The organism is Motilimonas pumila, assembly GCF_003596335.1.
GTDB classification, from domain to species: Bacteria; Pseudomonadota; Gammaproteobacteria; order Enterobacterales; family CBDFNC01; genus Motilimonas; species Motilimonas pumila.
In genome coordinates this window covers 1-5,233 of the sequence record NZ_QZCH01000059.1, presented here as the reverse complement: position 1 = coordinate 5,233, position 5,233 = coordinate 1, and the positions used below count along the sequence as shown (strand labels likewise).

Here is a 5,233-nt window from a genome sequence, read left to right as displayed (position 1 = left end):
AAACCGGCGACACAATCTTAACTGAGCCTCCCAGGAGCGCTTCACTAATTTGGGTGAATGGCCCTCTTGTCGTTTCAGTAGCTCACGGGAGACTTTAGGCGAAAAGCGATAAGCCCACGCGGCTTCAATCAATATTCGCCGAGCATGGGTGTTACCACACTTGGTAATACCGCCTTGTTTTTGCCGTTGGCCGCTGGAGTATTCAGAAGGCGTTAAACCAATAAAGTGCATTAATGAGCGAGGGCTATTAAACCGGCGCATGTCCCCGAGCTCAGCGACCAAGGTCATGGCAGAGATAAAGCGAATGCCTCTTAAGGTGGTAAGAAACTGAACCAAAGGAAACCAACACCACTTTTTCGCCACGACTTCGAGGGCTTGTTCAATGTGATGTAGCCGTTGCTGGCGCTCTTCAACCGTGTTGATGTAATCCTGATAAGCGATTTTCTTGGCAGGTGGTAGGAAATGGATATCGGCGAGATGGCGTTTATAAGCGTCATTCCAATTATTTCGGCCGGAGCAGGGGTGACCGTTACGCAGTAAGAAGGACTTTAAACGTTGACGGGCTTGGCGCAGGTCTATCATGGCATCTTCACGGCAGCGAACTAAGTCTCGCACGGCTTCATCCTCAGCGTTGGGTACATGGATAGGGCTGACCATGCCACTGGCAGCCACGTTGGCGAGGGCAATGGCATCACGGCGGTCGGTTTTAATTTTATCGCCGGGGGCTTTGGGAATGAGAGAAGGGGAGACGACCCAACAGTCGATGTTGTGTTTGAGCAAATGGCGATATAACCAAAAGCCGCAAGGGCCGGCTTCATAAACCACACATAATTGACTGGCTTTTGGGTGTAAGTGTTTGATAAGTTTGTTTATAGAACGAATATTGGTGGGGATGGTGCCGTGGTAGTGTGGCGCGTCCCTGTTGTTATCAAACGAATAAGCGACATCAGTGGTTTCTTTGTGTACGTCTAGGCCGATAAAAAGGGTGCTAGGATTATTCATGTCGATCTCCTGTATCTGTTATGGCGTTTACCTAACAGTGTGGCACTGGCCTAGCTAACCCACGATAAATGCAGGAGGTCGACACTGTGCACAGGGAATCATTATGTCTACACGTATCTAGGAAGTAAGAATTGGAATTAAAGAATGTAGTGCCTTGGGGCAGATCATTTGATGAATACCAGGAAATTTTCTCCTTAACGAATGTCGATCTCAATAAATCAATTCTTGGCTGTGGCGACGGTCCTGCATCATTTAATGCGGAGTTAACCAAACGCGGCGGAAATGTAGTGTCTGTTGACCCTACATATGAATTTACGGCCGAAGAGCTGCAAAGTCGTATTGCCCAAGTTTGCGATGAGATCATACCTCAAATGATCATCAACAAAGATAAGTATGTATGGGAAAGCATTCCTTCTGTAGAAGCGCTAGGTAAAATCAGAATGAAAGCTATGAATGAGTTTATTGCTGACTTTGATGCCGGCAAGCTATCGGGGCGCTATTTTCATGAATCTTTACCAAGCCTAAGCTTTGAGGGTAAACAGTTCGAGCTGGCACTTTGCTCTCATTATTTATTCCTCTATAGCGAGCATGTAAACCTTGAGCAGCACATAGCCTCTATCAAGGAACTGTGCAGGGTTGCTAAGGAAGTTAGAATTTACCCATTATTATCACTTGATGGTGAGATATCCCCCCATTTGAACGAGGTTATATCATCATTGGATGCAGTGGGTTTAACCAACTCACTAGTTGATGTTGGGTATCAGTTCCAAAAAGGTGCCACTCAAATGTTGGTAGTAAAATCCGTGTAACTAAGCAAGGCAGTCGGACGGCTTCGCCGCCCGCTGTTTTAGGCGTTAACTGAAAAATTGAACTATGCAATTTAACCCAGGCTTTAGATTATCGAAAATTGATATTGGTATTATCGTTTCCTCGCTTGTCGCAGCTGGAGCTCTATATAAGTACTCAGGGGCTCTTTCTTTTATTGTATTGTTTGTCATTGCCCATTTTTTCTTGTTTTGCAATGTTACGAGAATGTCCCGAATACCAGAGTTAATTTGGAGTGGCATATTTATATCGGCTGTTTCTTCATCGTTAAAAATGGGTGTGCCATCATTAGAAATTGCAATAGGCATCAGCTTAGTTGCAACAATTGTGCTAGTGGCTATAGAGATTCGAAAACCTTCATATCACGGCATATTTTGGCAAAAGGTTAATCCAAACCTTGAGGAGTGGTTTGAAAATAAAAATCAGACTGGTACCAGCAGTTAACAAGTCAAATCACACGGACTTGGCAAAGCAGTCATCTATTTTTAGCAAAAAAGTCGGCAACTTCACCAATCCGGTGTTTGAGGCGTTAAGGTTTTTATGAGAAAGTTTCGAAATCTTCCTAAGAAAGAAAACAATGAGCTGTCGGAGAAGTTTTCTTTTCTTCTTAAGTACAATGAAGATTGTACAGAAGCAGATTACTCATGGGCTTTATGAAACAGACTCATTCTATATTATTGACGAAGCAACAAATGAACAAAAACAAGAATGGGATAAACGTATAAAAATATTCCTGTCAAAACTTTGTGATATAGAGGAACCCATTAGGTATAAGTACGTCGGTCGTAATACTAAGCGGCGCTTACAGTTCTCTCGTTATTTAGAAAGCCCAAAAGTAGGCGAGTATTTCTCTAATTTGTTTGAACAAGTGTATTATCCAAACATAGTTTTTTATGAATTAGGTATTGAGTTGTGGTTTCAAGATAATTGGACAATCCACTTTAAGTACAAGAAACAAGAAGATTGCCTCAATATGTTCAATTTAGCGGCTGAATTGAACTTGTTTGTACTTCCGGTTTATTCTGCCGACCATTTAAATAAATACTCTGTTCTTTCAAAGTATTTGAGTAAGCAGAACCTTAACAAGTTGCTCAAGCAGGACTCGTAAATTTGATACCGCCTATGACTCCTAACTTCCTTTCTTAAGCGGGGTATGGAAAGCACTCTGCGATGTTTTATTGTGTTGACTTGAAAGTCAAAATGCCACTTCGCTTGTACCGCAACAAGTCCATTTCACCTCATCAACGTTTCTGCTAACAACGCGATGAGTAACAGTATTCAAAGACTTGTTCGAAAGTTGTGACCACACGCCCATCGAGTGCGATGGGCGCCGAAGCGTCATATAACGAAGTTGCTCACGTACATCAGACCAGTCAACAAGAATCATAGGGCAGGGATTAGCCCGTGTAATTAAGTGGGTGTGCCACTTATAAATGGTGTCTTTTTCGCGGTGTAATTGTGGGTTACCGAGCAGCCTATCGACGCGCTTGATGGCATGTTTAACCCTGGTGTTAGAATCCAGTTTTCTGCCAAGTTTGGTTAAGGTTAAATCAGCACCGTTGAGCACACTTTTAGTGGCAAGTATAAGAGAAATCTGTCGTTTTTTGTGAATGTTAGGGCATTGTTCTGCCAGTGTTTGCTGTAGAATTTGAATGTCACGCATCGTTAGGTATTCCTATTAAATACATTTGATAAGGTGTGTTTTTGGCGAAATTCACTAGATCAGAATGAGCGATGCGCGTCTACTCATTGTTTTTGTAAGAAATTATGAGGGGGGGGTGAGAACGTGGCGTTAAATGGCCTCAAGTAGTCCCAATTTGAGCTGAATACATGTCGAAAATATTCAATACCAGGCTTGAGCCATAAGCTATCTTTGCTCCCATAACTATTGAGGAGATAAGATATGACTTTACGCGCAAACTACTTCGATCTCGCATCCAAAGCAATGCAGATTCTTATGAATCAGGAAAACTATTTACGTGCGCAATTTAGCGTTTCAGAAACAGTGACAACCCAGATCTGGGAATTGGTTAAATTGAGGGTTTCCCAGATCAACCAGTGTGCTTTCTGTATTGATATGCACAGCAAAGATGCATTGAGTCAGGGTGAAACTCTGGAACGTATTCTTGGCTTAAGCGCATGGCGTGATATGCCTCTATATTCCGAGACAGAACTCGCAGCGCTAGATTGGGCAGAGTATTTGACCGCAGGTAAACCTGCGGACGATGAAAGCTATCAGAAAGTGCTACAGGCATTAGGTGAACAAGCCGTTGTAGATTTAACCATTGCAATTAATGCCATCAACAGCTGGAACCGAATTGCCAAAACATTCAAACCAGAGGTTGGCAGCTATAAACCGTAATAAATCGCTTAAACAAGCATTCAACTTTCAGCTGTCTCAACCATCGGGGCAGTTGTCTGCGTTTATACAGGGAATATGGTCAGCATCTGTACTTCAACCGGATTCGGTAATGAGGCCACTGTATTCTGATGCAGGCAGTGGCATTATTTTTAACCTTGTTGGTGAGGTGAAAATTGGCAATGAAGCGCTGCCAGAAGGTGTAATCATGCTTCCGATAAATAAACAGGCGCAGAACATTGTTTTGGCTTCTGGAGCGCAACTTGCAGGTATCCGCTTCCATCCGGCAATGGGTTATGGTGTCTTAGGGCAGCACTACGACAAGCCAACGTTATTATTGCCAGAGCAAGATCATCTTTATGGTCTCTACCAGATTTATTCTGAACTCCGGATGCTAAAAGACAATGATAGGCAGATTGAAGCTCTGAACCTCTGGGCAGAAACAAATCTGGGTTTTACCAATTTGATTCCAGATTCTTTGGAAAAAGCACTGGAATGTATCGAGCAAGACGAAGCTCCGGGGCAACTGAGTGAATGTATTGAATTGAGCCAACGACAAATCGAGCGACTTTTTAAACTCTGGCTGGGAATGACTCCCAAACATTATCAGCGCATTTTAAGGATTAAAAAAGCAATCTGTTTTTTACGGCAGCATAAAAACGTAAATCTGGCAGATGTTTCTCAACAGTTCGGATTCAGTGATCAGGCCCATATGACACGAGAATTCCGCACTATTGCATGTATTACACCCGGTCAAGTATAAAGAGTCATTGGCTTTCGGAGTTTAGTTCCACCGATAACTGTGCTGCACTTAACCTAATAAACTTAAGCCCGAGCCAAACCCTGGCCTTCTCTTGAACTTGCCTAAATCCAGTATTCCTAAACTAAGCCGAGTTAAGGTAAGTGGGTTGCTCTGGAAAGAGGGGATACATTCAATCAATGGCTTAAGCCGTTTTTTGTGAATGGAAGGGGCGTTGTTGATCAAATAGTTTTCAGTGCGACAAAGGCTCATGCTGTTCACATTTCAGACCGCTGATTTTCTTTCAG

General features: G+C 43.0%; 6 protein-coding genes. 4 read left to right on the top strand and 2 right to left on the bottom strand.

The genetic code is table 11. The features are described 5' to 3' along the window. Positions 1–1,002: IS110 family RNA-guided transposase (locus D1Z90_RS20035; protein WP_119912553.1), on the bottom strand; the 1,002-nt coding region annotated here is incomplete at its 3' end. A 131-nt stretch (positions 1,003–1,133) separates the two neighbouring features. Between D1Z90_RS20035 and D1Z90_RS20030 the strand changes: the two genes are divergently transcribed. Both D1Z90_RS20030 and D1Z90_RS21215 read left to right on the top strand, forming a co-directional pair. Beyond that, positions 1,134–1,811 carry an SAM-dependent methyltransferase gene (locus D1Z90_RS20030; protein ID WP_119912552.1) on the top strand — a complete coding sequence of 226 codons (678 nt, stop codon included), beginning with the start codon at positions 1,134–1,136 and terminating at the stop codon, positions 1,809–1,811. Positions 1,812–1,875: 64 nt separating this feature from the next. Next, a complete protein-coding gene (locus tag D1Z90_RS21215; RefSeq protein ID WP_147378811.1) occupies positions 1,876–2,271 on the top strand; it encodes a hypothetical protein in 396 nt (131 codons plus the stop codon). Positions 2,272–3,022: 751 nt separating this feature from the next. On the opposite strand, the gene D1Z90_RS20015 is transcribed toward D1Z90_RS21215, so the two are convergent. Beyond that, a complete protein-coding gene (locus D1Z90_RS20015) occupies positions 3,023–3,490 on the bottom strand; it encodes a hypothetical protein (protein ID WP_198419275.1) in 468 nt (155 codons plus the stop codon). Between the two features lie 240 nt (positions 3,491–3,730). Between D1Z90_RS20015 and D1Z90_RS20010 the strand changes: the two genes are divergently transcribed. Both D1Z90_RS20010 and D1Z90_RS20005 read left to right on the top strand, forming a co-directional pair. Further along, entirely contained in the window at positions 3,731–4,189 is a 459-nt protein-coding gene (locus D1Z90_RS20010) for a carboxymuconolactone decarboxylase family protein (RefSeq protein ID WP_119912550.1), read from the top strand. Positions 4,190–4,298: 109 nt separating this feature from the next. Next, positions 4,299–4,949, top strand: coding sequence for a helix-turn-helix domain-containing protein (locus D1Z90_RS20005; RefSeq protein ID WP_232525321.1), 651 nt, complete (start codon positions 4,299–4,301; stop codon positions 4,947–4,949). The last annotated feature ends 284 nt before the right edge of the window (positions 4,950–5,233 follow it).